17 protein-coding genes are annotated in these 24,711 nt (G+C 59.4%); 8 read left to right on the top strand and 9 right to left on the bottom strand.

From position 1 onward, the window contains the following. Positions 1–73: 73 nt before the first annotated feature. From AB4N44_RS04550 to AB4N44_RS04535, 4 genes are all read right to left on the bottom strand, one after another. Positions 74–1,003: an MBL fold metallo-hydrolase gene (locus tag AB4N44_RS04550; RefSeq protein WP_127928328.1), complete on the bottom strand. Its 930-nt coding sequence runs from the start codon at positions 1,001–1,003 to the stop codon at positions 74–76. 53 nt (positions 1,004–1,056) lie between these two features. Beyond that, positions 1,057–2,259: an NAD(P)/FAD-dependent oxidoreductase gene (locus AB4N44_RS04545; protein ID WP_150750998.1), complete on the bottom strand. Its 1,203-nt coding sequence runs from the start codon at positions 2,257–2,259 to the stop codon at positions 1,057–1,059. Between the two features lie 294 nt (positions 2,260–2,553). Beyond that, positions 2,554–2,925: a response regulator transcription factor gene (locus AB4N44_RS04540; RefSeq protein WP_127928324.1), complete on the bottom strand. Its 372-nt coding sequence runs from the start codon at positions 2,923–2,925 to the stop codon at positions 2,554–2,556. A gap of 130 nt (positions 2,926–3,055) precedes the next feature. Continuing rightward, the gene (locus AB4N44_RS04535) at positions 3,056–4,072 is read right to left on the bottom strand and encodes a GlxA family transcriptional regulator (protein ID WP_460110045.1); all 1,017 of its coding nucleotides are present in this window, start codon (positions 4,070–4,072) and stop codon (positions 3,056–3,058) included. Positions 4,073–4,272: 200 nt separating this feature from the next. On the opposite strand from AB4N44_RS04535, the gene AB4N44_RS04530 reads away from it, so the two are divergent. Then, on the top strand, positions 4,273–4,944 hold the full coding sequence (locus AB4N44_RS04530) for a response regulator transcription factor (protein ID WP_122660604.1): 672 nt from the start codon (positions 4,273–4,275) through the stop codon (positions 4,942–4,944). 29 nt (positions 4,945–4,973) lie between these two features. Beyond that, entirely contained in the window at positions 4,974–10,448 is a 5,475-nt protein-coding gene (locus AB4N44_RS04525) for a trifunctional serine/threonine-protein kinase/ATP-binding protein/sensor histidine kinase (RefSeq protein ID WP_460110047.1), read from the top strand. A 222-nt stretch (positions 10,449–10,670) separates the two neighbouring features. Here AB4N44_RS04525 and AB4N44_RS04520 read toward each other — a convergent pair whose 3' ends face one another. Then, the gene (locus AB4N44_RS04520; protein ID WP_127928318.1) at positions 10,671–12,200 is read right to left on the bottom strand and encodes a ComEC/Rec2 family competence protein; all 1,530 of its coding nucleotides are present in this window, start codon (positions 12,198–12,200) and stop codon (positions 10,671–10,673) included. 293 nt (positions 12,201–12,493) lie between these two features. Between AB4N44_RS04520 and AB4N44_RS04515 the strand changes: the two genes are divergently transcribed. The 5 genes from AB4N44_RS04515 to AB4N44_RS04495 all read left to right on the top strand — a co-directional run bounded on the left by AB4N44_RS04515 (position 12,494) and on the right by AB4N44_RS04495 (position 21,137). Next, positions 12,494–12,976, top strand: coding sequence for an HIT family protein (locus AB4N44_RS04515; RefSeq protein ID WP_127928316.1), 483 nt, complete (start codon positions 12,494–12,496; stop codon positions 12,974–12,976). Positions 12,977–13,289: 313 nt separating this feature from the next. Further along, entirely contained in the window at positions 13,290–14,690 is a 1,401-nt protein-coding gene (gene gabP / locus AB4N44_RS04510; protein WP_150751003.1) for a GABA permease, read from the top strand. Between the two features lie 182 nt (positions 14,691–14,872). Further along, the gene (locus AB4N44_RS04505) at positions 14,873–15,286 is read left to right on the top strand and encodes a PaaI family thioesterase (RefSeq protein ID WP_064118477.1); all 414 of its coding nucleotides are present in this window, start codon (positions 14,873–14,875) and stop codon (positions 15,284–15,286) included. 264 nt (positions 15,287–15,550) lie between these two features. After that, positions 15,551–16,708 (top strand): HD-GYP domain-containing protein, encoded by a 1,158-nt coding sequence (locus AB4N44_RS04500; protein WP_160040538.1) that lies wholly within the window; start codon positions 15,551–15,553, stop codon positions 16,706–16,708. Between the two features lie 43 nt (positions 16,709–16,751). Beyond that, complete coding sequence (locus AB4N44_RS04495) at positions 16,752–21,137, top strand: response regulator (RefSeq protein WP_460110051.1); 4,386 nt, start codon at positions 16,752–16,754, stop codon at positions 21,135–21,137. Here the strand turns inward: AB4N44_RS04495 and AB4N44_RS04490 are convergent. The 3 genes from AB4N44_RS04490 to AB4N44_RS04480 all read right to left on the bottom strand — a co-directional run bounded on the left by AB4N44_RS04490 (position 21,115) and on the right by AB4N44_RS04480 (position 23,739). Continuing rightward, entirely contained in the window at positions 21,115–21,279 is a 165-nt protein-coding gene (locus AB4N44_RS04490; protein WP_158013183.1) for a hypothetical protein, read from the bottom strand. The two genes, AB4N44_RS04495 and AB4N44_RS04490, sit on opposite strands and share 23 nt — an antisense overlap. 176 nt (positions 21,280–21,455) lie before the next feature. Further along, positions 21,456–21,752, bottom strand: a complete 297-nt coding sequence (locus AB4N44_RS04485) for a hypothetical protein (protein WP_460110053.1) — start codon at positions 21,750–21,752, stop codon at positions 21,456–21,458. 127 nt (positions 21,753–21,879) lie between these two features. Further along, positions 21,880–23,739 (bottom strand): ABC transporter ATP-binding protein, encoded by a 1,860-nt coding sequence (locus AB4N44_RS04480; protein ID WP_460110055.1) that lies wholly within the window; start codon positions 23,737–23,739, stop codon positions 21,880–21,882. 235 nt (positions 23,740–23,974) lie between these two features. On the opposite strand from AB4N44_RS04480, the gene AB4N44_RS04475 reads away from it, so the two are divergent. After that, positions 23,975–24,169 (top strand): hypothetical protein, encoded by a 195-nt coding sequence (locus AB4N44_RS04475; protein ID WP_093433302.1) that lies wholly within the window; start codon positions 23,975–23,977, stop codon positions 24,167–24,169. Positions 24,170–24,224: 55 nt separating this feature from the next. On the opposite strand, the gene AB4N44_RS04470 is transcribed toward AB4N44_RS04475, so the two are convergent. Beyond that, the gene (locus tag AB4N44_RS04470; RefSeq protein ID WP_150751008.1) at positions 24,225–24,635 is read right to left on the bottom strand and encodes a hypothetical protein; all 411 of its coding nucleotides are present in this window, start codon (positions 24,633–24,635) and stop codon (positions 24,225–24,227) included. Positions 24,636–24,711: the final 76 nt, after the last annotated feature.

The raw sequence follows: 24,711 nt of genomic DNA, 5'->3' as shown, positions 1-24,711 counted from the left end.
GGAACGGATCTGTAACAGGCGAAAACAACTTCGCCCGACCAAGGCCGGGCGAAGCGGTGTGGCGCTAGCTCAATCAGTAATCCCAGATCGCCGGAATCCAGCGGAACGCCTCGCCATTGACGGCAACGCGGCCGACCGACGGGAAGGGCAGGTGTGTGGCGACAAACAGTTCGCCACTGGCGGCGGCTTCCTGCAGCAGGCGCACGCGCACGCGCACGGCTTCATTTGGGTCGTGCTCGAAGCCGTTGTGCCAGTCCGGGTGGTCGAAGGCCACCGGGAACAGGGCGTCGCCGGCGAAAGTCAGGCGTTCGGCGCCGGAGGTCACGTAGACCACGCAGTGGCCCGGGGTGTGGCCACCGGTGATTTTGGCGACTACGCCGGGGGCGACTTCGAACGCGTCTTCGAAGATGCGCAGCTTGCTTTGGTACTGCTGGATGAACGCATTGGCGGTCGAGCGCAGCACGTCCGGCACCGGCGCGGGCATGTCGGTGCTGGTGAAGTCCGGCGAGGTCCAGAAGTCGACTTCGGTGGCGGTGACGTGGATGCGCACGTCGTCGCGCAAGCGGTTTTTCACCGTGTCGACGAGCAGTCCGCCGATGTGGTCCATGTGCATGTGGGTGATGACGATATCGGTGACGTCTGCGAGGTCGATGCCGGCCGCCGCGAGGCGTTTGGGAAACTGCCCGGCGCGGGGGAAGCCGGGGAACTGGCCGCCAAGTCCGGCGTCGACGAGGATCACCTGTTCGCCGCTGCGTACCACCAGCACATTGAGTGCCCAGTCGAACGCGTCGGGGCCCAGATACATCTCTTTGAACCACTCAGCGCGGTCGGCGGGATCGGCGTTGGTCGACATGGTCTGGGTCGGCAGCGGCAGAACGCCGTCGCTGATTACCATCACGTCGATGTCACCGAGGCGCAGCGCGTAGCGCGACGGCACCAGCTCTTCGGTCGGGGTTTGCAGGGTGGCGCTGTTGGCGGTGAAGGAATCCAGATGCATGGTCATGGTGTTCTCCTTTTTATCAGGCAAGACATCGGTTCTTGGGCGCTCGGGGCAGATCAGGCCACCGGAATCGCAGGGTCGGCAGCGGCTAGAGCGGCGCTACGCTCGGCGACCGGCGGGTAGATCCATACGCTGTTGATTTGCGTCTTCAGTTCCTTGGCTTCGTCTTTCACCAGTTTCAGCTGGCGATCCCAGCCCTCGGTGTACACCGCGCCCCAGGCGCCCAGGTCGAGGCAGGTCACGTATTTCGGCTGACGGTAGGTGGTCGGTGCCAAGCCGAGCAGATCGGCGACGGCGTTGTTGCCGGCGTGACGGCCGAGGCTGATCGCGTGCTGGCAGGACATCACCGAAAAATTACCGACGTCGTCGGTGGCGGCGCGGGCGACATCACCGGCGGCGAACACGTGTTCAAGGCCTTGCACTTTGAGGTTGCCGTCGACGTGCAGACGACCCTGGCCATCGCGCTCGGCATTGAGCTGTTCAGTCAGCGGGCTGGCGCGGAAACCCACGGTCCAGATCACCGTGTTGCTCTCGATGTGACGGCCGTCGGCGAGGGTGACGCCGTTGGCATCCACGGCGGCAACGCTGGCGTCGACGATCCATTCGATGCCCAGTGCTTTTGATGCTTCGATGATGGATGGGCGGATGCCGTCGCCCATGGTCGCGGCGATGTCTTTGCTGCGGTCGACGATGATCACCCGGACGTCTTGATCGTCACCGAGAATGGCGCGCAGACGGCTCGGCATTTCGGTCGCGGTTTCGATACCGGTGAAACCACCCCCGGCGATGACCACGGTATTGCGGGCCTTGCTGACCGGTTGACTGGCCAGCGAATGGAGGTGGCGTTCCAGGCGCGCCGACGATTCGATCTGGTCGACGTCGAACGCATGCTCTTTCAGCCCCGGCACCGGCGGACGGGCCAGTTGGCTGCCGCTGGCCAGCACCAGTCGATCGTAAGAAAGCTCACCCGGACGACCGCTTTCATCACGATAACCAACGCGACGTGCCTGGCCGTCGATGCTCTCGGCGGTGCCTTTGACGAAACGCACACCGACGGCAGCGAACAGTGCATCCAGCGGCGCGTACATGCTGTGCACATCGGGTTCGTAGAAACGCGGACGGATGCGCAGTTCGGCTTGCGGGGCGAGCAGTGTGATTTCCACATCGTTGCGGTCATGCATATCCAGCAAACGCGCGGCGCTCAACGTGCTCCATAGCCCACCGAACCCTGCACCGATCACCAATAATTGCTGTTTCATAATGTGCTCCCTGACGCTGATGGATGGATAAAACCGGGTCGTTTCGACCTTGGCGTGACGATCACTGGCCGCCGCAAACTGCTTGCCGTACTGCATGGCGCTTAATCGCCCGCTGTCGAAAGCAATGCTATGGCGTGGGAGGCGCGGGCGCAGTTGTCCATCGGTGTGCGTGGATTACGCATGGGTCGAAGGGAGGTATACGAAGGTATCGAACTGCAGGAGCTGCCGAAGGCTGCGATCTGTCGATCTTGCTTTTAAAAGGCAACATCAAAAGATCGCAGCCTTCGGCAGCTCCTACACGGGAGGGGTTCTATTCAGGGCTTGTTTGATATGGCTGAGCAAGTCATCGGCCTGGAAGGGCTTGGGCAGGCAAGCCACCACTCCGGGGACTCGGGTGTTCACGTCATCGGGATGAGCACTGACGAAAATCACCGGGATGCGCCAACCTTGCGCCTGCAACGCCTCATTGAGTTGCAGGCCGCTCATGCCGGGCATCTGGATATCGGAAATCAGGCAGTGCGCCTGCTCAGGCCCTGTTGATTCAAGGAAGGTGCGGGCGTCGGGAAAGGTCCGTACCCGATAACCGCTGGCGCGCAACAAGCTTTCCAGCGCACTGCGAATGGCCTCGTCGTCGTCAACCACTGCAATGACAACCGTGTTGTGCATAGGGCTCCCTGACCGGATGGGCAAGCGTGACGACTCCTGTCGTTCTTGCACCATACGCCGTCCGCGCTGGCGCAAAACTATACCTAGGTATAGCGCGTCGAGACCCTTTGATAGTCAGCGCTTCCGGCGATCAGCCTTCACGAGTGAAGCGACTACGGTAATCACGCGGAGAAATCGACAGGTGACGCTGGAAGCAGGCGCGCAGACGCTCTTCATCACCGAAACCGCAGAGGCGCGCGACCTTGTCGATGTTGTGCGCCGAGTTTTCCATCAGACGCTTGGCCGCTTCGAGGCGGAACAGTTCGATGGCTTTGGATGGCGTGCGGCCGGTGTTCTGTTTGTAGACCCGGGTGAAATTGCGCAGGCTCATTCTGGCCTGCTCGGCGAGACGCTCCACACTCAGTCTGGGATCGCCGAGGTTGTCCATCAGCCACAGGTGCAGCGGCTCGAACAACGGGCTGTCCTGCACCTGCGCTTGCAGCAACGTGCTGTATTGCGCCTGACCACCGGGGCGTTTGAGGTACACCACCAGCTCGCGGGCTACCTGCAAGGCCACTTCGCGGCCGGCATCCGCCTCGACCAGCGCCAGCGCCAGATCGATACCGGCCGTGACCCCCGCCGATGTCCACACCGCCCCTTGCTGGATGAAAATCGCATCGGCATCCACTTCGATCGTCGGGAAGCGTTCGCGCAAGGTCTCGCACATGGCCCAGTGCGTTGCGGCGCGACAGCCGTCGAGCAGGCCAGCCTTGGCCAGCAGGAACGCGCCACTGCACACCGAGACCACGCGTTGCGCGCTCGGCGCCTCGCGACGCAGCCAGTCGGTCAGTTGGCCATGCTCGTCTAGGGTCTGGCAGATGTCCGGGGCACCGGGGACGACGAGGGTATCCAGTGCGGCCATGTTCAGATCGCGTAGCGCGCGGGTGTCGACGGCCAAACCTTCGACGGTGTGCACCAACCCGCCTTCAAGGCTGGCGGTGTGCAGTTGATAGCCCGCTTGACTGCGTTCGGACATTGCTTTGCTCGCGGCCCAGAACACCGTTTGTGCACCGCTGAGGTCGAGCAGGCTCATTCGCGGGTAGGCGATGAAAACCACGTCGCGTGATTGCGCGGTTGAAGTGCCGGGCTGCGGGGAAACGCTGGGCATCGAAATCTGCCTGTTCAATCGGCTGAAGTGGGACGGTTGCGGCATGGCCGATATTCAGGGTTTTCTGGCCTGTCGGCAACGTGCGCCGACTGCTAGCCTGCTGCGCGACCGTTTGGCTGGCATCTGGCTGCGTTTGCCATCATGGACTAGATTTATTCACCTGCACATCGCACGCGTTGCGATCTCGCCGAGGACTCACGATGACTCTGTGGTCGCATTCCAGCCCCAGCGCAAGCCCGCCCGTGCTGAGGGAACCGGTGGTTTATGTGGTCGACGACGACGCCTCCATGCGTCAGGCTCTCGACGGTTTGCTGCGTTCGATCGGCCTGCAGGTGCAGACCTTCGAAACCTCCCAGGATTTTCTTGCATCGGCCAAACGCGATGTCCCCGGTTGTCTGGTGCTCGATGTGCGCCTGCGGGGTGAAAGCGGCCTGACCTTTCAGGAGCAGATGGAAAAGACCGGCGTGCGCATTCCCATCGTATTCATGACCGGTCATGGCGATATCGCCATGACCGTCAAGGCGATGAAGGCCGGTGCAGTGGACTTTCTCGCCAAGCCGTTTCGCGATCAGGACATGCTCGACGCCGTGGCCAGCGCGCTGGCCCGGGACAGTGCGCGGTTGCTTGCCGAGCAGTCTGGCGCGGTTATGCGTCTGGCTTACGAGACGCTGACCGTGCGTGAGCGTGAGGTGCTGGGGTTTGTCATCGCAGGGCTGATGAACAAGCAGATCGCCGCGCAACTCAACCTCAGCGAAGTGACGGTGAAAGTCCATCGCGGCCAGGTGATGAAAAAACTGTCAGCCCGCTCAGTGGCGGATCTGGTGCGTATAGCCGAAGCCCTGGGCATCGAGCCCGCGCGCCGCAACGGTTGAGCAGCAACCCATTGACGGTGTCGACACAGATGGCCAGCAAAAAGCAGATGTTGTGGGACGACGGCGAACGGGTGTTTGCTCGCGAACGCGACCAGAGGGAGGGCCGTCACAGTGTTCTGGTGATGCGCCCGGCCCTCGCTCAGCCGCTGCCTGCGACCCTTGATCGCCTGGCGCATGAATACAGCCTCAAGGACGATCTCAACGCTGAATGGGCGCTGCAACCGCAAGTCCTTGAACGCGCAGGCGCAACGACATGCCTGGTGTTCGACGACCCCGGCGGTGAGCCGCTGTCGCGCTTGCTGACCGCTCCGCTGGACACCGAGACCGCCCTGCTGCTGGCAATCAATATCGCCGTGGCGCTGGGCCGTCTGCACCAGTGCGGTCTGGTGCACAAAAACCTCAAGCCGCAACACATTCTGGTCAATTGCAGCGACGGCCAGGCACGGCTGACCGGCTTCGGTCTCGCCTCACGTCTGCCCCGTGAACGGCAGGCGCCGGAGCCACCGGAAACCATCGCCGGCACCCTGGCCTACATGGCGCCTGAACAAACCGGGCGGATGAATCGCTCGATCGATTCGCGCAGTGATCTGTATGCCTTTGGCGTGACCCTTTATCAAATGCTCACCGGTTCGCTGCCGTTCAGCGCCAATGACCCGATGGAGTGGGTGCATTGCCATATCGCGCGGTTGCCGATGCCGGCCTGTCAACGGGTGGCCACCGTGCCGGTGATGCTCTCGCGGGTGGTCATGAAGTTGCTCGCCAAGACCGCTGAAGAGCGCTATCAAACCGCTGCCGGTGTCGAGCATGACCTGCGCCGTTGCCTGGACGACTGGCGCCGCGACCGGCACATCGAGACATTCACGCTGAACGAGCAGGGCGCCATCGATCGCCTGCTGATCCCGGAAAAGCTCTACGGTCGCGAGCGCGAAGTGCAAACGCTGATTGATGCGTTCGCCCACATGGTACAAACCCAATCGCCGAAAATGGTGCTGGTCTCCGGTTATTCCGGCATCGGCAAGTCCTCTGTGGTCAACGAGTTGCATAAAGTGCTGGTGCCCTCGCGCGGCTTGTTTGCCTGCGGCAAGTTCGACCAGTACAAGCGCGATATTCCCTATGCGACGCTGGTTCAGGCCTTTCAGGGGCTGGTGCGTACGCTGCTGGGCAAGCGCCGCGAAGTGCTCGTTGAATGGCGCGCGGCGCTGTTGCAGGCACTGTCACCGAACGCGCGTCTGATGACCGAACTGATCCCCGAATTGAAACTGATTATCGGCGAGCCGCCACCGGTGCCGGAACTTGAACCGCAACAAGCTCAGCAGCGGTTCATGCGGGTGCTACAGCGTTTTATCAGCGTCTTCGCCCGACCTGAACACCCGTTAGCGCTGTTCCTCGATGACCTGCAATGGCTGGATGCGGCGACACTGGATCTGCTCGAAGATCTGCTGACCCGCGCGGAGGTTGGCTATCTGCTGCTGGTTGGCGCCTACCGCAATAATGAGGTTGATGCCGACCATCCGCTCAGCGGCAAACTCAAAGCCATTCGCAATGCCGGCGCGCACATCGACGAGATTCGCCTGAACCCGCTCGCCGGTGTGCACATCGAACAACTGATTGCCGAAGCCCTGCGTTGCCCACCCGCGAGCATCGTCACTCTGGCGCGGCTGGTACTGGACAAGACCGGCGGCAATCCGTTTTTCGTTATCCAGTTTCTCCAGGCTCTCGCCGAGGAAGAACTGCTGATTTACGACCATCAGTTCAACCGTTGGCGCTGGGATCTGGAGTTGATCAACGGCAAAGGTTACACCGACAACGTTGTCGATCTGATGGTCGGCAAGCTGGCGCGTTTGCCGTTGGAAACCCGCCAGGCCCTGCAACAACTGGCGTGCCTGGGGAACGTCGCGCGGATCGATACGCTGGCCACTGTCCTCGATCTGTCCACGGCTCGCGTGCACGCGGCGTTGTGGCCGGCGGTGCGCCAGGATCTGGTTGAACGGCTGGACGGCGCCTGTGCGTTTGCACACGACCGTGTGCACGAGGCGGCTTACTCGCTGATTGCCGAAGCCGAGCGCGCGCAGGCGCATTTGCGCATCGGCCGGCTGTTGGCGCTGCAAACGCCGGGCGAGGGCCGCGAAGAGGCAATCTTTGAAATCGTCGGCCAGCTCAATCGCGGCGCCAGCCTGATCAGCGCCCGGTCCGAGCGTGAGCAGTTGGCCGAATTCAACCTGCTCGCCGGTCAGCGTGCCAAGGCTTCGACCGCTTACACCTCCGCGCTGACCTATTTGGGCGCGGGCGCGACGGTGCTTGGCGAACAAGGCTATGACAGCCGCCATGAGTTGGCGTTTGCCCTGGAGCTGAACCGCGCCGAGTGCGAATTTCTTACCGGACAATTGGCGCTGGCCGACTCCCGATTGCAGGTTCTGGCCGAGCGCGCGGCAAACACAGTGGAGCGCGCCGCGGTGACGTGTCTGCACATGGATGTCTACCTTTTGCTCGATCGCAGCGACCGCGCGGTTGCCGTCTGCCTGGCCTATCTGCGCCAGGTTGGCATCGACTGGACGGCACATCCGGACGATCAGCAAGTGCGCCGGGAATACCAGCAGATCTGGGTGCAACTGGGCGAACGCAGCATCGAACAACTGATCGACTTGCCGTTGATGGAAGATCCGGCCTCACTGGTGACGCTGGATGCGTTGAGCAAACTGTTCGCTCCGGCGTTGCAGTCAGATGCGAACCTTGCCTGCCTTACCATTTGCAAAGCCGTCAGCCTGAGCCTGCAACAGGGTAATTGCGACGCCTCTTGCGTGCTCTACGCCAACGTTGCCCGTGTCGCCGGGCGGCGCTTCGGCGACTATGCCGCTGGCTACCACTTTGGCCGTTTGGGGTGTGATCTGGTCGACCGCCGCGGCCTGACACGCTACGAGGCGAGCACTTATCTGTGCTTCTCGATCTTCGTGGTGCGCTGGATGCGCCCAGTGCGCGAGTGCCGCGAATTGCTGCGCCGTGCACTTAGCGCCGCGAACCGCATCGGCGATTTGCCCTACGCGGCCTATGCCGGCAACAGCCTGATTTCTGACCTGCTGTTTATTGGCGAGCCGCTGGCGGAGGTGCAGGTTCAGGCCGAGGCGGGGCTGGCCTACGCGCAGAAAATCCGCTTCGGGTTGGTGGTGAGCTTCATGAGTTGCCAACGAGCATTGATCCGCATGCTGCGCGGGCAGACTGTGGAATTTGGCAGTTTCAACGATGAACAATTTGATGAAACGCGCTTCGAGACGAACCTCGCTGCGCCTGATCTGGCGTTGGCCCGTGGCAAATATTGGGTGCGCAAGTTGCAGGCGCGCTATCTGGCCGGGGATTACGCGGCAGCGGCTGAATGCGCGGCCCAGGCCCGGGAATTGATGTGGGTAATTTCTTCGTTTTTCGAGGAGGCCGAATACCACTTCTACGCAGCGCTGACATTGGCTGTTCATGGCGACGCCGATACCGATCCACTGCAACGCTTGGCAGAGCACCACGATCAACTGCAAATCTGGGCACAACAGTGTGCCGAAACCTTCGCCAGTCATGTAGCGCTGGTCGGTGCCGAAATCGCTCGGGTTGCGGGGCAACCGATCGAAGCAGAGTTGCTGTACGAGCGGGCGATTCAATTGGCGGTGGATAGCGGCTTCGTTCACATTGAGGCTTTGGCCAACGAACTGGCGTCGCGTTTCTACGGTGCTCGCGGTCTGGCGAAAATCGCCCGCGTCTACCTGCAAGACGCGCGCTACGGTTACCTGCGTTGGGGGGCCGATGGCAAGGTGCGGCAACTGGAGCGGCGGCACCGTTTTCTGCGCCAGGAAGACGCGCAGCCGAGCGCGACAGCGACCATCATCACCGCCGTTGAGCATCTGGATCTGGCCACAGTGCTCAAGGTGTCCCAGGCCGTGTCTGGCGAAATTGTTCTCGACCGCTTGATTGAAACGGTCATGCGCACCGCCATCGAACAGGCCGGCGCCGAGCAGGGTGTGCTGATTCTCACCGAAGGCGAGACGCCGTATATCGCCGCGCGAACCCGCATTGGCGACAGCAGCACATTACTCTGCAATGAGCCGATCAACGCAACCGCGCTGGCCGAATCGGTGCTCTACCAGACCCTGCGCACCGGCGAAAACCTATGTCTGGACGATGCCGTCGCCGATCCGGCATTCGCCGCTGATCCGTACATGCAACAGCACGGCGTCCGCTCGATCCTGTGCCTGCCATTGATGAATCAAGGTCGGGTCGCTGGGGCGCTGTACCTGGAAAACAATCTGTCGGCCGGCGTGTTCAGCCCGGCGCGCATTGCCGTTTTGCGGCTGGTCGCTTCACAAGCGGCAATCTCGCTGGACAACGCGCGGCTGTATCGCGACGTCGCCGAGCGTGAAGCAAAGATTCGCCGGCTGGTCGACGCCAACATCATCGGCATCATTGTCTGGAGTGTCGAAGGAGAAATCATCGAGGCCAATGACGCTTTCCTGCGCATGGTCGGTTACCAACGCGATGATCTGCTCTCGGGAAACGTGCATTGGCGCGACATGACCCCGCCGGCACGACGCGCCGAAAGCGAAGCGGCGCTGGCGACGGCGATCCGCACCGGGCGCGCCCAGCCGTTCGAGAAGGAATACATCCGCAAGGACGGCAGTCGGCTGCCAGTGATTGTCGGTCTGGCCGCGTTCGAAGCCAGTCAGCAACAGGGCGTGGCATTCGTGCTTGATTTAAGCGAACGCAAACAGGCGGAAGAACAAGTGCGCGAAGGCGAACGCCGGTATCGCGAGGTGCAAGCGGAATTGGCCCACGCCAACCGCGTGGCGACCATGGGCCAACTGGCGGCGTCCATCGCTCACGAAGTCAACCAGCCGATCGCCGCCACCGTGACCAATGCCAACGCCGCGTTGCGCTGGCTCGGCGCACAACCGCCGAACACCGATGAAGTCGAACTGGGGCTCAAGCGCATCATCAACGATGGCAACCGCGCAGCCGACGTGCTCGGTCGCATCCGCGCGCTGATCCGCAAGACACCACCGCAACGGCAAACGCTGGATCTCAATGCGGTGGTGGATGAGATGGTCGGGTTTACGCGCAGTGAAGCGACTCGATATGGGGTCGTGGTGTCCGTGCAACTGGCCAGCGACTTGCCGGCGGTATTGGCCGACCGGGTTGAGTTGCAACAGGTTCTGCTCAACCTGATCGTCAATGGTTTGGAGGCCATGGCGGTGATGGAGGAGGGCGAGCGTCGGCTGTCTATCACCAGCGATCGTGCCGATGGAAACGTGCGGATTACCGTCAGCGACTCCGGGCCGGGATTCGCCTGCAATCGGGTGGAGGAGGTCTTCACTGCGTTCTACACCACCAAATCCACCGGGCTGGGGATGGGGCTGTCGATCTGCCGGTCGATCATTGAGGCGCATGGCGGACGCTTGTGGGCGGAGGTGAATGCGCCTTGTGGGGCGCGGGTTGTGTTGGCGTTGCCGATGGGGGAGGGAGAGATGTAGATCTGAAAATCCCATCTGTCTCAAGATCTGATGTTTATGACAGATCAACAGCAGAGAAATAGTTGGGGTTCGATTATCGTCATGCTGGTGCACAGCAGGACTTCAACGGAATAAATTCCTGGAGGAGCAGCTCCGAAGGCGAGACTGTCAGTCTTACTGTCAATGCGTATGCATACTCGCCTTCCGTTCTACAGGTCATCCAGGGAAAGGACGGTGGCTCCGCTAGCTCTGGATGAGCGGTGCGGAACATTGGATTGCGAAGCCGTGGCATGGCGCGCTTAGAGCTCCGGGGGGAGAATCCCACCCGATCAATGCACCGCCGCGCGCAGTTACGATTGTATGCTCACAAGTCGCCAAAATATCGCCTCTGGGAATACGGTCGCCGGGAGTTATCAAATTCCAGTAATAGTGATCCCAGTCCGCATGGTTGTGAAGTGTCACACCTTGCGATGTCGGATGCCGGACTGCCGCTTTGCCGTGTTTGTTTCCCGGGCCGAACGAGTATGCCAGCCGCTTGTAATTCACGTTGCTTGGTGGTTTAGGGATGGGGCTCTTGCTGTCCAGATCGGCGCCATGATGCGGTGCAACCATACCCACGGGTGGTAACGGGCTCAGTTGTTTAACGAAGTGCAGATAGTCGCAATCACCAGTAAGCAGCCAGCTTCTTGCAGGGATATTGTCAGGCTCTTCCACTGCCATGACGATCCCGGTGCCATTGCGGTCTCTGCCTTGACCGCACATAAATCTGATACGCCGTTGTTTCGATAGCTTGGCGTTACCGATCTGCCCGGGAAGCGGGGAGTAGATGAGAAATTCTCCACCGTTATTGATGACGTCGTGGGCAAACGCGATGTGCAGAGGACCGACCTCTTGAAGTGGTGCAATCCACTTGCGCTTGAGCGCGGGATAATTGTTGTTGATGTTAAGCGCGTAGGCTCCAGCCCAATGATCGGCGTCCCAATGGGAAAGTATGATCGACGGCGATTGGGTGAAACAAAACGCTAGCGGGTGAGGCGTTGTGTGCTTGTTTCTGTAAACGCCAGCGCCAAGGTCGTAATAGTGTGTCGGTAACCCAGCAGGGAACTGTTCAGTCGACATCAGCGCATTTGCATTGCCTTGCCCCACGTCATACACCGCTAAAAGGTCGGCAGTGGCGCTGGAAAGCTCAATTTCCAACTGGCCCGTGGAGATGGTCGGCAGACGGTTCAGGGAAAAAACGGTGGACAGGGATTTATTCTTTCGCGCTTTTGGCATTTTTCCCTTTATATATACTTGGACGGGGTTAGCGAAGAGTCCGGGATAAAGCTGTGCCACTTCGAGTCCCTGTCCGCGCTGATTGTAAATTTCCAGCTCAAACCACAGCCTCTCAATATCTCCCGCTGCGTTGCGTAGGGCGCGTAGATCATTTGTCGAGGGGAGTGGTGGTAATCCAAAAAATCCACGTCCGTCAGACAGTTCGAATTCCAACCGATACATTGGCATGGCTTCGAAAGGATTGGGGGCTTGGTGCAAAGGAAGTTGTTTCCAGTTACTCCACGCCTTTGCAACCTCGTTGGGTTGCTCGACATTGAGTAACGGGTTTTTTTGTCCTTCCTGGTCCAGCCATTCTCCATCGACCAAGTCGAATGCCAGCAGGACAGAGTTGGTACCCGAGATGACCTCGAGGTGATCGAAGCGGGCGTATGCACGAGTGGGAAGCCTGGTAACTGGATAATCTTCGTTGGGAGGGGTAGGGCGAAAATGATTGTTCATTGTTACGGTCCTTTGGATTCCGCGACAGACATGTCATATGTCTGAATGGTTTCTACTCTTGCAATGCGCTATTGGCGTTCCTGAAATACATGCTGTAAGTGAGCAGAATCTGATTTCCAAATACGTTCTGCCTCTTGAAATTTTTCCACTCGGCCTCAAGCGGAGACTGGATATCTAACCACAAGTCCCATTCGTTACGGGCGTTTCCTCGAACACGCGACAAACTACGCAGCAGGCATCGTAAAGCAGCCTTTGTTACGCTGGCACCTCATTTGCTTCAGGACCTCCGGCACATGGAAATTGCCCCGAATTTCATCATTCATGAAACCGAACACTGGATCATCAATCACCATCTGGCGAGCACGCTTCCCGGCTATCTGATGCTGGGGACAAAGGTCGAAACCACATCGCTGGCCGAGTTGTCATCCGATGCCTTGAGCGAGTTGGGCGGTTTGCTTGCCAAAACCCAGCAAGTCATCGAGCGACAACTCACGCCAAAACACCTCTACATCGGTCGCTACGGGCATCAGCCGGGTTTACCGATCCACTTCCATTTCATTCCGGTTTATCACTGGGTCGAAGCGCTGTTCTGGCAGGACACGCGATATCGACTCCTCGAAACGTTTGCCCACGCTGAAGGCGCTGCATCAGCGACTGACGGTGCAGAGCTGACGTTATTCGTCTGGCGGGAGTTTGGTGAAAACCCGATACCACCGAAGGCGCACGGCCCTTCCATTGAAGAAGTGATCAAACATTTGCGTATTGCGTTTGGCTGATTGTTGGAACAAGGCGCAACGAACCCGCAAACTATTCTGCGACTTCTCGCTGACTGGTTGGTGTCGATCCCGACCGTTCGGTCTTTGCATGTCGATATCAGACACAACCATGGCGCAATCAGGCTATTGAGTGGTCCGGCAGGCCGGGTAAGGTGATGCGTCTTCACATCAAAATAACCCCATCCAGATCATGGGGTTGATAAGAACTGCGGCGGTTGAACGGGCTTCTTTCGGGAGGTTCAGCAGGCAACGATCGTGCTCGTTTGCCCAGTCAACTTGCTTGAATGTCGATCAGCAGAGAATAAAAAAACCAATGATCAGCCCGAACTCCATGGATTCGAGTAGCCAATTGGCGCAGGGCTTCAAGCCTCGTCACGTCACCATGCTGTCCATCGCCGGGATTATCGGCGCCGGATTGTTCGTAGGTTCAGGGCACGCCATTGCAGCGGCGGGGCCGGCGGTTCTGCTGGCTTATCTGTTCTCGGGTCTGCTTGTCGTGCTGGTCATGCGCATGCTCGGCGAAATGGCGGTCGCCAATCCGGACACCGGTTCTTTCTCGACCTATGCCGATCAGGCGATCGGGCGTTGGGCGGGCTTCACCATCGGATGGCTCTACTGGTGGTTCTGGGTGTTGGTGATTCCCATCGAAGCATTGGCGGCCGGGCATGTGTTGAACCAATGGTTTCCGCAGGTCGATGCCTGGCTGTTCGCCTTGGGCTCGATCATTGCGCTGGTGGTGACCAACCTGTTCAGCGTGTCCAAGTACGGTGAGTTCGAATTCTGGTTCGCCATGGCCAAGGTTGTGGCGATCATCGGTTTCATCGGTGTCGGTTTTGCCGTGTTGATGGGCTGGGTGCCCGATCGCGAAGTCAGCGGCTTGACCGGGCTGATGGCCGAACATGGCGGATTTGCGCCTAACGGTTTGTCGGCGGTTGTCGGCGCGTTCATCACCATCATGTTCAGTTTCATCGGCACTGAAGCGGTGACCATCGCCGCCGCCGAATCCAATGACCCGTCGCGAAACATTGCCAAGGCCACGCGCTCGGTGATCTGGCGCATCGGCGTGTTTTACCTGCTGTCGATCTTCGTGGTGATCTCCGTGGTGCCCTGGAATGATCCGTTGCTGGCCTCGGTCGGGTCTTATCAGCGCGCCCTGGAAATCATGAACATTCCCCATGCCAAGTTCATGGTCGACGTCGTCGTCCTGATCGCCGTGGCCAGTTGCATGAACTCCTCGATCTACATTGCCTCGCGCATGCTGTTCTCGCTGGGCCGGCGCGGCGATGCGCCGAAGATGCTGAAGGCGACCTCCTCGGCAGGCGTGCCACGCGCAGCAGTGATTGCCAGTACCGTGCTCGGCGCGTTGATCACCGTGTGGAGCTACTTCATGCCCGCCGGGCTGTTTCAATTCCTGCTAGCCAGCTCCGGCGCGATTGCCTTGCTGGTGTACCTGGCCATTGCGGTGTCGCAGTTGCGCATGCGCCGGATTTTGCGTCAGCGCAACGTCGAGCTGACCTTTCGCATGTGGCTGTTTCCGTGGCTGACCTGGCTGGTGATCGTGTTCATCTGCGCCGCGCTGGCGGTGATGATGATTACCCCGGAGCACCGCACCGAAGTCACCACCACCATTGGCCTGGCGCTGGCGATTTCCTTTATCGGCCTGGTGACTTCGCGTCATCCAGCGCCGGCGGCAAGGGTCACGTCGGCGGGTTAGGCGTTGGCGTCGAACCTGAGACTCCCTTCGGTAAGGTCGGAGGGGCAGGGTGCACGCTTTATCACTGCAGATTTCGCATCCGTATAGTGCTTGCCCCGTTACATCATTCCCCATAAACCCTCCAGTTGCATCGAAGTATTCAGGTCAATGAAGCCGGTGAGTCGCTGGCACACGGAGGGACCATGGACGCCACCGCAATTCCCGAAGGATTCACCCCATTTACCCGCAGCAGTCCGTTGCTTGATTTGCTTGGCCCGATCTACGCGAGGGGCAGCGGCCTGCAACTGGAACTGGGATTGCTGACCGACTCCCGCCATGCCAATGGCCGGGGTACCTTGCATGGCGGTGTACTGGCGACGTTGGCCGATGTCGGTATGGGTTACGCCATGGCCTTTTCCAGCGACCCTCCGCAGCCATTGATCACCGCGAGCATGACCCTGGATTATCTCGGTGCCGTAAAAATGAACGAGTGGCTGGAAGTGCGCCTCGAGTACTCGAAAAAAGGACGCCAACTGGCGTTTGCCGCTGTCAGCCTGCATGTCGGGGAGAGAACGGTGGCGCGGGCCAGTGCGGTGTTTGCTGTGCCAATGGGTTGAAAAGGCATGGCCATCAAGGCGTTGGTCCGCAGACCACATCATGCTGCTGATCGAGTGAGTGTTGCCCCGTTGAATGACGGCTTGTAGCCGGTAGTGGCTTGCTAACGACTGCTTTCGGCCAAGCGCAGACATTCGATTTAGTGTTTCTTCGAACCAACCTGCCGATCTTCACCTAGCGATTGCAGCTTTTCTAGCTACGCTTGCCAGCAAGAGATTGGCGTAAGTGCGCCTGCTCTTGAATTGCGCACACGGGAGCCAACATACATGGATAGCATGCAGGACGTTTACCCATCAGCTACCGTTCTGGTGGTCGACGATACACCCGATAACCTGATGCTGATCGCCGAGTTGCTCAAGGACAAATATCGGGTCAAAGCCGCCAACAGCGGCGAAAAGGCCCTGCGCCTGCTGCAGGCCGACCCGCTTCCCGACCTGATTCTGCTGGACATCATGATGCCCGGCCTGTCCGGTTATGACGTTGCCGAACAGCTCAAGCTTGACGCTCGCATTCGCCATATCCCGATCATTTTCCTGACCTCGATGACCGCTACGGAGGACGAGATTCGCGGCTTGAGCCTGGGCGCTGCGGATTACATCACCAAGCCGATCATTCCCCCGGTTCTAATGGCCAGGGTCGAGACTCAGATCAAGCTCAAGGCCGTTGCCGATTTCCTGCGCAATCAGAACGATTTTCTGGAGCAGGAAGTGCAACGGCGTACCCGCGAGGTGATCGCCATCCAGGATGTCACGATCCACGCCATGGCTTCGCTGGCCGAAACCCGTGATAACGAAACCGGCAACCACATTCGCCGCACCCAGCACTACATCAAACGCCTGGCTGAACTGTTGCGCAATCACCCGCGCTTCCGGGACTTCCTCGACGAGGACACGATCAAACTGCTCTTCAAATCGGCACCGCTGCACGATATCGGCAAGATTGGCATTCCTGATCGCATCCTGCTGAAACCGGGGCGGCTGACCGCCGAAGAGTTCGAGATCATGAAAACCCACACCACATTGGGGCGCGACGCCATCCAGCACGCCGAGGATCAGTTGGGAATAAACGTCGACTTCCTTCATCTGGCCAAGGAAATTGCCTACGGCCACCAGGAAAAGTGGGATGGCAGTGGCTATCCGCAAGGTGTGGCCACTGACGACATCCCGATCAGCGCCCGATTGATGGCCGTGGCGGATGTCTACGATGCGCTGATCAGTCGCCGCGTGTACAAGCCCGGCATGCCCCACGAGCAGGCGGTGAAAATCATCCGCGAAGGCCGGGGCTCGCATTTTGATCCGGACATCTGTGACGCGTTTCTCGCCAATGCCGAACAGTTCCGCGCAATTGCCGAGCGATTTGCCGACAGCGACCAGGACATGGCCAGGCAGTTAGCCCTGCTTGAACAAATTGCTGATCGTCCCTGAGCCCCGCGCATCACTCTGCACATCCAGCTGAAAGAGGCCGTTTATGAACAGACTGTTCGAGATGCTCGAGCGCCTGTCCCTGCGCAGCAAATTGATCATCGGCTTCGCGGCGTTGATGACATTGATCCTGATACTCGGCGTGCAAAGCCTGCGCACCCAGTATTCGCTCAGAAACGAAATGCAGCAGTTGTACCAACAGGATCTGGTGGGTATCCAGCATGTGCAGGAGGTTCGGGTACAGTTGCCGCATCTGTTGCTCGCCATGCAACGTGCAATCGCTACCAACAACGCGGACATCCGTATCAGCGCCAGAGCCCAGATGGATGTCGCCCAGGCGCGACTCCATGACGCGCTGGAGCAGGTTCGTCCAACTCTGCGCAGACAAAGCAGCATCAGCAGCCTGCTGGAATTCGAACGGGTATTACAGCGTCTGCAAAAAGATGGCGATGAAGCGTTGGAGTTCGCCGGCAAGGGTTCCTTGGGTCAGGCCTTGATGTTGCTCAACAGTAAGGATTTTCTTGCGTTGGAACAGGGCGGCGACGGGTTGCTCAACCAGATCGAGAAAAACAAGGAAGCCGACATCCACGATACGGCGAAGAACCTCGCAGAGTACGCCCAGCGCAGCAGCATGATCACCTATGTCTTGCTGTTGGGCGGTTCAACGTTGGCTTTGCTGTTGACCTGGCTGGTCAGTTATTCCATTCGTGTGCCGCTCAACCGCGTCCGCGTGGCGGTTGATGAATTGGCGTCGGGCAAGCTGGACGGCCAGATCCCCCACACCGACCTGCGCAACGAAACCGGCGACCTGGCGCGGGCCATTGCCACGCTGCAAGTGGAGGCTTGTCAACTTGAACGTCAGCGTTGGGTGAAAGGCCATGCCTCGCTCCTGCAAGTGGATCTGCAACAGGCAGAGACGCCACAGCAGTTGGCCCAGGCTTTTTTCAGCCGCATCGCGCCCCGTTTGGGCATGTGCCAGGGGGCGCTTTACGTGCTCTATGAGGGCGCGTCGCGCCTGCAATTAGTCGGCGGTTATGCGGTGGACAGTGAGCACCCGTTGCCCGCCGAGCTTGAACTCGGTGAGGGGTTGCTTGGCCAGTGCGCACTGGATCGCCAACCCCGTCAGCTTGAGGATCTGCCCGAATCGTTCTGGCATGTGCGCGCGCAGTTGGGCGCAGCAGCCGCCAGCCATCTGATGGTGCAGCCGGTGCTGCGTGGCGAGCGCCTGCTCGGGGTTGTGGAAATGGCTGGCTTTCACTCGCTGGAGGAGAAAGAGGCGTTGCTCTTGCAAGAAGTCCTGCCCAGGCTGGCCGGTGCGATGGCCATTATGGAACGCAGCGAGGCAGCCCAGGCGCTGCTGCAGGAAACACGGCGCCAGGCTGACGAAATGGGCGCGCAAACCTTGCTGCTGGAACACCAGGCCAGAGAGCTGGAGGCCCAGCAGGCCGAACTGCGCGCCACCGAGGCCTGGTACCGCGGCATCATCGAGGCAGCCCCGGACGGCATGCTGGTGCTGGGAGCCGACGGCCGCATCCTGATGACCAACCCGCAAATGGACACCCTGTTTGGTTACGCCCCCGGCGAGCTGATTGGCGCCAGTATCGAGCGTCTGGTACCGCAGGCTGCTCGCGAGCGGCATGTCAGGTTACGCGACGGCTTCATTGCCAGCGGCGGAACCCGGCAGATGGGCGGCGATCTGGACGATTTGAGCGGAGTACGCAAAGACGGCAGCCTGTTCTCCGTGGAAATCGGCCTTTCCCATTTGCCCCGGCTCGAGGGTCGTGGCGTCTGTGTGTGCGCCTCGGTGCGCGATGTCAGTGAGCGCCGGGCGATGGAAGCCAGGCTGCGAACTGCCAGCGATCGCCTGAACCTGGCACAAGAGGCCGGTGACATCGGGTTGTTCGACGTCGATCTGGTCAGCGGCACCAACTATTGGACTCCTCAGCTTGAAACGCTGTTCGGACTTGAGGCTGGCGGCTTCGGTGGCTCGTTGGTGCACTGGAAAGCGCTGGTGCATCCCGAGGATGTGGCACGAGTCAGCAGCACCTTCGAGAACGCCGTTCAGAGTGGCGATGATCGCGTCGAGTTCGACTTCCGGATCGTGCGTAAAAACGATGGGCAGGTGCGCACGTTCCGCTCGCTGAATCGCTTCTCACGCACGCCTGACGGCAAACCATTGCGCGCAACCGGCATCAACATCGACGTCACCGCGCTGGCAGAGGCAAGGGCTGCAGCGGAAGAGGCCACGCTGGCCAAGAGCGAGTTCCTCGCCAACATGAGCCATGAGATCCGAACACCGATGAACGCCATCATCGGCATGAGCCACTTGGCGCTGCGTACAGAACTGGATAAACGCCAGCGCAACTACATTGAAAAGGTCCACCGATCAGCGGAGAACCTGCTGGGAATCATCAACGACATCCTCGACTTCTCCAAGATCGAGGCCGGCAGGATGAGCCTCGAACACGTGCCTTTCCGCCTGGAGGACGTATTCGACAGTTTCACCTCGATGATTGGCCTGAAGACCGAGGACAAAGGCCTCGAGTTGTTGTTCCAGATCCCTCCCGACTTGCCCACGGCACTGCTGGGTGATCCTCTGCGGTTGGGGCAAGTGCTGATCAACCTGGGCAACAACGCAGCCAAATTCACCGAGCACGGCGAAATCGTGGTCGGAGTGGAAGAAGTGGGGGCGCACACGGACAGTGTGCAACTGCATTTCTGGGTGCGCGACACAGGCATTGGCATGACTGTCGAGCAGTGTTCACGCCTGTTTCAGTCATTCAGCCAGGCGGACAGTTCGATCACCCGCAAATACGGTGGCACCGGGCTGGGGCTGTCTATCTCGAAGAAACTGGTGGAGCTGATGGCCGGCCGAATCTGGGTCGAAAGTGAACCGGGGATCGGCTCCACATTCCATTTCCAGGTGCAACTCGGCGTGCAGCAAAACGTGCAGCCGCGCCGTATGTTCAAGGCCGGCGAACTGCTTGGTATGCGGGTACTGGTCGTGGATGACAACACCAGTGCCCGTGAAATTCTCTCGGGCATGGCACGCAGCTTTGGCCTGGAAGTGGATGTCGCGCAGAGCGGTAGTCTGGCGCTGCGCATGTTGGCCGACGCCGAGCACAAGGTCCTGCCTTACGATCTGGTCTTGATGGACTGGCGGATGCCCGGCATGGATGGCATGGAAGCCGTAAGCAGAATGCATTCCGCCAGTCTGATGCGCACACCATCGGTCATCATGGTGACCGCTTTTGGCCGTGAGGAAGCTCGCGAAGAAGCCGAACGTCAGGGTCTCCAGTTGCCGGTGATACTGACCAAACCCGTCACGCCGTCCTCGTTACTCGAAGCCATCGGTGTCGTGCTGGGCAGAGACACGCACAGCGACACTCGGGCTGGCGAACGCTCCCAACAGAATGCCAGTACCGTAGCCAGTCTCAATGGCGCGCGGCTGCTTCTGGTCGAAGATAACGAGCTGAATCAGGAATTGGCCAGCGAGCTGCTGGAAAGTGTCGGAATACGCTTGCGACTCGCCACGCACGGCCAAGAGGCCTTGGATATCCTCGGCGAGGATGGCGACTTCGATGGCGTGCTGATGGATTGCCAGATGCCGGTAATGGATGGCTACACGGCCACCCGGCAAATTCGCCAGCAACCGCGCTTCAGCAATCTGCCAGTGATCGCCATGACCGCCAACGCTATGGACGGTGACCGCGAGCGAGCGCTCGAATGCGGCATGAACGACCATATCTCCAAGCCACTGAATGTCGAAACGATGTTCGCGACAATGGCAAAGTGGATTAAACCAAGAGCCGCTCAAGCACCGCTGAACGCAGGCTTCGCCGATGGCTTGCCAGATCGTCTTGAGGGCATTGATCTGGCGGCGGGTCTCGCCACTTGCATGGGGCGGCGGGATCTCTACTTACGTCTGCTCTGCAAGTTTCGCGATACTCAGACAGACTTTACCGAGCAATTCCAGGCCGCACGAATCGATCCGGATCCTGGTGCCGCGGGACGGCTGGCGCACAGTTTGCGCGGCACCGCCGGCAACATCGGCGCCAAGGCCGTGGCGCAGGCATGCACGTTGTTAGAACAGGCCTGCCAGAACGGCGAGCCGGCTACGGTAGTGCAAGCGCTAGCGATGCAGGTCGAGCATTGCTTGCTCCCGACCCTGGCGGCTCTGGCCGACCTTAAGGCAAACACACCGGCCTCCATGGATGGCTACCCGCTGGACGACTCGGCAATCAGCGAGCAACTGAACAGGCTTATTGTTCTTTTGGACGAAGGTGATACGGCGGCTTCGGAAGTGCTGGTGGCACTGCGCAATATGCCACTCGATCGAGCGTTGGCAGAACGGCTGGCACTCGCCGCGGCGCAGGTGGAACTGTTCGACTTTGATCGCGCCTTGCAGCTCATTCAGGATAAATTCCACTGATACAAGGCAGGTAGTCCATATCTTGTATCACTTTGATTAAGGTGCGCAGTGTTGCTGATGGATCGAGTGTGATCGACATTGCGTGGCTTTTCAGATCATCCCCCGCATGAACGCTATCTCGATCAATGGGAATTACCAACATGACGGCTCCTTTTTAGGGTGTGCTGTCACCAGATCGATCAGCGTAGAGATCTCAGCGGCGACCTGTCTACAGTCCGCTTCTGGCCGAAACAGGTCGTTCGTGAGTGGCCGCTATTGGCCAGAAGCAGACATCCATGAGAGGTAACCTTCAGCTCGAAGTAGCCTGCAGAACGGTAGTTACACCAACTTTTCAATGGAAATCGAAGTGGCTTGAATTGCGATATCTCCAAAATCACCCTCAAGGAATAAAACATTATCAACGATGTTTATCCCTTCAAGCTCTCCGAGCTCGCTTGCATTTTGAACGTGAAGCGCGCCAAGTCTGATAGCTAGCTCTGTGCCGTCCGCGTTCCATGCCATCAGTTTGTTTTTGATCCCGTCATCCAGTCTCACAACCATCTCGAAGTAGAGATGGGCTTGGTCCACCGTGATCGACAAGACGCTGCTTTGTTCAAGTGCGCGAACATCCATCATGAAGCTTCTTTCGATTAAATCCGTATCCTACTACAGGCCAGTTTCGGCGAATGCATGCGACTGAAGCCAATGTCTGCTTCTGGCCGAAAGCAGTCGCTTATAAACAACTGCTCCCCACCCCATACCCTCAAGCCTGATCCATCGCCGCCGCCACACCCTGTTCCTCACCCAGAAACCCACCGCTCTGATGCTGCCAGAGCCGCGCATAAATGCCGTTTCTGTGCAGCAATTCAGTGTGTGTTCCCTGTTCGATAATGCGCCCCTCATCCATCACAATCAGTCGATCCATCGCCGCAATCGTCGACAGCCGATGGGCAATGGCGATCACGGTTTTGCCCTGCATCATTTCATCGAGGCTTTCCTGAATGGCCACTTCGACTTCAGAGTCCAGCGCGCTGGTGGCTTCGTCGAGCAACAGGATCGGCGCGTTTTTCAGCATCACGCGAGCGATGGCAATGCGTTGGCGCTGGCCGCCGGAGAGCTTGATGCCGCGCTCGCCGACCAGGGTGTCGTAGCCGCTGTGACCTTGCTTGTCGCTCAGTTGGCTGATGAAGCCATCGGCCTGCGCATTGGCGGCGGCGCGGCGGATGTCTTCGTCGGTGGCGTCCGGGCGGCCGTAGGCGATGTTGTCGCGTATCGAGCGGTGGAGCAGGGACGTGTCTTGCGTGACCATGCCGATCGCGCTGCGCAGACTGTCTTGCGTCACGTGCGCGATGTTTTGCCCATCGATGCGAATCTCGCCGCTGTCGACATCGTAAAACCGCAGCAGCAGATTGATCAGCGTCGATTTGCCCGCACCGGAGCGGCCGACCAGGCCGATTTTTTCGCCGGGGCGGATGTGCAGGCTGAGGTTGTCGAGAACCTGGCGTTCGCCGTTGTAGTTGAAACTCACATGCTCAAAAGACACCGCACCGCCAGCCGGCACGAGCACGCCGGCGTTCGGCGCATCCTGAACCTTGGGGCCACGGGTGAGGGTGGCCATGCCGTCCTGCACGGTGCCGATGTTTTCGAACAGCGACGTCATCTGCCACATGATCCAGTGCGACATGCCGTTGATGCGCAGCGCCATGGCGGTGATCGCCGCCACCGCACCGGTACCGACCTGGCCCAGGTGCCACAGCCACAGCGCGTAGCCGCCGGCGCCCAGAATCAACCCGACCACCAATGCCTGATTGACGATTTCAAACTGGCTGACCAGACGCATCTGGCGAAAACCGGTGAGCTTGAAATCCTCCATGGCCGCACGGGCGAAATGCGCTTCACGTTTGGAGTGCGAGAACAGTTTCACCGTGGTGATGTTGGTGTAGGCGTCGGCAATGCGCCCGGTCATCGACGATCGCGCATCGGCCTGTTCCTGGCCAACCTTCCCCAGGCGCGGCACGAAATACAACATGGCCAGCCCGAACAACGCGAGCCAGGCAATGAACGGCAGCATCAGTTTCAAGGCAAAACCGCCGGCCAGGGCGATGATCGCAATGAAGTAAACGCCGATGCCCGGTGCGATTTCGATCAGGGTGAACAGGACTTCGCGCACGGCCAGCGCGGTCTGCATGACCTTGGTCGTGACCCGTCCGGAGAACTCATCGGAGAAGAACGAAAGGCTTTGCCGCAGCATCAGCCGATGGAAATCCCAGCGCAGCCGCAGCGGCAAATTGATTGCCAATATCTGGTGCTGGACCATAGTGCGCAGCGCCACCAGGCCAATGCTGATGAACAACACGATGCCGATGCCCCACAGCACGCGACTTTCTTGTGCGTTGACACCGCCACCGGCCTGCCACGTCGAGAGCAGATCGACGACTTGGCCGAGAAAGGAAAACAGCCAGGCTTCGTAGATCGACACACCGGCACTGAGCAGCGCCAATGCGAGGATATAACCGCGAGCGCCGCGCGTGCAGGCCCACAGGAACCGCATCAGGCCGACGGGCGGAGGTGGTGCTTCGTCGGGAGGAAATGGGTCGAGCCGTTGTTCAAACACGCGAAGCATTGTGGTCTCCGAAATGATCAGGGTCGGGGGATTTTGCCACTTAATGGCGGCTTTGAGGCATCGCACGTCACCGGCGTGTCCCCACTAAGTGTTAATGCCCGGGATCACTGCGGTGCAGAACCCCAAGGATCCCGGGTACATGCCGATCAGCTAAGCTGTCTGCTCAGACGACTTGAGCAGTGCACGATGCAGCGAACAAATCCGGTTTCATGTTGGGAGTCGACGGGCAAAGGAAATGTTTAATTTCTTTTTGACGTTTTTGTTCGTGTTGATCCCCACGGCGTCGCTTTCACTCGACAGTTATCTTCGCTACCGAGTCGCCAGAAACAAACCGGTGAGCAATGTCTGGAAGGGCTGTAATCATTTGCTTTCCATCCTGCTGCTCATGCAGTTGCTGGGTTTGGCGCTGTACTTTTTCTACATCGCCTGAGCGCGGCGGTTGTCGGCCTTCCAGAGAGAGGAAACCTATGCCTGAAAACCGATACCTATCCTTGTGCAAGCACTTCACGCCTGACCTGCAAAGCAATCACAGCAAACCCTTGGCCAGTGCCGCGCTCGGAAGCCGTATAGTTCTGATGCGCCGAGACATCCTCCCATTGGCTTACGAACTCAACGTGTTGATGATCACTGTCGGTGTCAATTTGAAACGCTATGAACCGTTCCGCTTGATCGAGGATCAAGCCATACAGGCGTGGCATTCCAGGGAAGTCGACTTCAAGATCGATTACGACCGTTCCTGACCAATCAATACCTTGGCGCTCGCCGAAACGTGCCAAGGCCTCGGGAATACAGGCATCACGCCAGAATCGAGCGGTTTCCGTCAGGCGATGGGCAGTCACCGCATTCTGTTCCTGCACATTGAGTTGCCGCTTCTTCAGCAGACGATCTATTTCCATGTCGCGCATCCAGTATTGCTCACGCCCAGAAACACCCTTTTTGAATTCTCGCTGATGTGAGCGCCATAAATAGCGC

This window comes from Pseudomonas sp. S3_C06 (assembly GCF_054667675.1).
The sequence above is the reverse complement of the archived record's forward strand: the minus strand, read 5'-3'. Positions and strand labels throughout refer to the sequence as shown.

Excerpts from the sequence above, each read along its gene's own strand:
- AB4N44_RS04550 (WP_127928328.1), bottom strand. The coding sequence starts at position 1,003 with ATGACCATGCATCTGGATTCCTTCACCGCCAACAGCGCCACCCTGCAA.
- AB4N44_RS04545 (WP_150750998.1), bottom strand. The coding sequence starts at position 2,259 with ATGAAACAGCAATTATTGGTGATCGGTGCAGGGTTCGGTGGGCTATGG.
- AB4N44_RS04540 (WP_127928324.1), bottom strand. The coding sequence starts at position 2,925 with ATGCACAACACGGTTGTCATTGCAGTGGTTGACGACGACGAGGCCATT.
- AB4N44_RS04535 (WP_460110045.1), bottom strand. The coding sequence starts at position 4,072 with ATGCCCAGCGTTTCCCCGCAGCCCGGCACTTCAACCGCGCAATCACGC.
- AB4N44_RS04530 (WP_122660604.1), top strand. The coding sequence starts at position 4,273 with ATGACTCTGTGGTCGCATTCCAGCCCCAGCGCAAGCCCGCCCGTGCTG.
- AB4N44_RS04525 (WP_460110047.1), top strand. The coding sequence starts at position 4,974 with ATGGCCAGCAAAAAGCAGATGTTGTGGGACGACGGCGAACGGGTGTTT.
- AB4N44_RS04520 (WP_127928318.1), bottom strand. The coding sequence starts at position 12,200 with ATGAACAATCATTTTCGCCCTACCCCTCCCAACGAAGATTATCCAGTT.
- AB4N44_RS04515 (WP_127928316.1), top strand. The coding sequence starts at position 12,494 with ATGGAAATTGCCCCGAATTTCATCATTCATGAAACCGAACACTGGATC.
- gabP (WP_150751003.1), top strand. The coding sequence starts at position 13,290 with ATGATCAGCCCGAACTCCATGGATTCGAGTAGCCAATTGGCGCAGGGC.
- AB4N44_RS04505 (WP_064118477.1), top strand. The coding sequence starts at position 14,873 with ATGGACGCCACCGCAATTCCCGAAGGATTCACCCCATTTACCCGCAGC.
- AB4N44_RS04500 (WP_160040538.1), top strand. The coding sequence starts at position 15,551 with ATGGATAGCATGCAGGACGTTTACCCATCAGCTACCGTTCTGGTGGTC.
- AB4N44_RS04495 (WP_460110051.1), top strand. The coding sequence starts at position 16,752 with ATGAACAGACTGTTCGAGATGCTCGAGCGCCTGTCCCTGCGCAGCAAA.
- AB4N44_RS04490 (WP_158013183.1), bottom strand. The coding sequence starts at position 21,279 with ATGTTGGTAATTCCCATTGATCGAGATAGCGTTCATGCGGGGGATGAT.
- AB4N44_RS04485 (WP_460110053.1), bottom strand. The coding sequence starts at position 21,752 with ATGATGGATGTTCGCGCACTTGAACAAAGCAGCGTCTTGTCGATCACG.
- AB4N44_RS04480 (WP_460110055.1), bottom strand. The coding sequence starts at position 23,739 with ATGCTTCGCGTGTTTGAACAACGGCTCGACCCATTTCCTCCCGACGAA.
- AB4N44_RS04475 (WP_093433302.1), top strand. The coding sequence starts at position 23,975 with ATGTTTAATTTCTTTTTGACGTTTTTGTTCGTGTTGATCCCCACGGCG.
- AB4N44_RS04470 (WP_150751008.1), bottom strand. The coding sequence starts at position 24,635 with ATGGAAATAGATCGTCTGCTGAAGAAGCGGCAACTCAATGTGCAGGAA.